Genomic DNA, 1,463 nt, shown 5'->3' with positions numbered 1-1,463 from the left:
GGAGCGCTTCCACAGGCGGCGAGAACCATCGTTACGAGAACGAGCGCGGACAGGAACCTGAGCCTGAGCATCATCGAACGCCTCCTCATTGAGTACGCGAACCGGCTCCGCATCGCCATGATGCGAAGTGATCAGATCTCTTCCCTACAGCAAGGACCTCCTTGTCTTACTTGGGCATTGCCTTTTTGTGAGAGGGATGCTACAATTTTATGCGAGCTTTCCCAGCATGTCAACTACGAAATTTTGCGGAAGTCATCATATCTCTCGCCAGCGCCCGCGCATCCGGCATCGCCGCCAGCGGTGATGCGCGCGCGCGGCATCGCCGCCTGAAATCGATCACGATCAATGAGGATCGCCGCTATGAGCGAGTCGGCACGCGCCTGGGCTGAAACCGTTCTCATTCCCACCTACGGCGTCGGCACCCCCGAGAAGAGCCCCATGTTCCTGGAGAAGCGGGTCTACCAGGGCAGCAGCGGGGCGGTCTACCCCCTGCCGGTGATCGAGCATGTATCCGACACTGCCGCGCCCCGGCCCTACACCGCCGTCTTCCTCCAGAACCGCTACCTGAAGATCATGATCCTGCCCGAGCTGGGCGGCCGCGTCCAGATGGCCCAGGACCTCACCAACGGCTACCACTTCATCTACTACAATCAGGTCATCAAGCCGGCCCTGGTCGGCCTGGCCGGCCCCTGGATCTCCGGCGGCATCGAGTTCAACTGGCCCCAGCACCACCGGCCCAGCACCTTCATGCCGCTGCAGTGGCGGATCAGCCACGGCCCCGACGGCAGCGCCACCGTCCACTGCGCCGAGATCGAGCCGCTCGCCTTCACCCAGGGCGCCCACAGCTTCACCCTCCACCCCGAGCGCGCCGCCCTCCAGATCGATGTCCAGCTCTACAACCGCAGCAGCGCGCCGCAGACCTTCCTCTGGTGGGCCAACCCCGCCGTCCACGTCAACGACGACTACCAGTCGGTCTTCCCGCCCGATGTCACGGCGGTGATGGACCACGGCAAGCGCGATGTCTCCGACTTCCCGATCGCCACCGGCACCTACTACAAGGTGAACTACGCGCCCGGCACGGATATCTCGCGCTATAAGAATATCCCCGTGCCCACCTCCTACATGGCCCACCGCTCGGACTTCGACTTTGTGGGCGACTACGACCACGGCCGGCAGGCGGGCATGCTCCATGTGGCCAACCACCACCTGGTGCCCGGCAAGAAGCAGTGGACCTGGGGCAACGGCGACTTCGGCCAGGCCTGGGACCGCCAGCTCACCGATGCGGACGGCCCCTACATCGAGCTGATGTGCGGGGCCTTCACCGATAACCAGCCCGACTTCTCCTGGCTCATGCCCGGCGAGGAGAAGCGCTTCACCCAGTACTTCCTGCCCTACAAGGTGATCGGCCCGGCGACAAACGCCAGCCACGAGGCGGTGATTCGGTTGGGGGTTGGGAGCTGGGG

2 protein-coding genes are annotated in these 1,463 nt (G+C 64.1%); both read left to right on the top strand.

Features of this window, described 5'->3' with window-relative positions:
• A partial coding sequence (locus tag K2Z83_RS28405; protein WP_220598537.1) for a hypothetical protein occupies positions 1-330 on the top strand: 330 nt, incomplete at its 5' end.
• A gap of 30 nt (positions 331-360) precedes the next feature.
• The coding region (locus K2Z83_RS28400) for a DUF5107 domain-containing protein (RefSeq protein WP_220598536.1) at positions 361-1,463 on the top strand (1,103 nt) is incomplete at its 3' end.

It is taken from the genome of Oscillochloris sp. ZM17-4 (assembly GCF_019599295.1).
Taxonomy (GTDB): Bacteria; Chloroflexota; Chloroflexia; order Chloroflexales; family Chloroflexaceae; genus Oscillochloris.
This window is presented reverse-complemented; position numbering and strand designations above follow the sequence as displayed.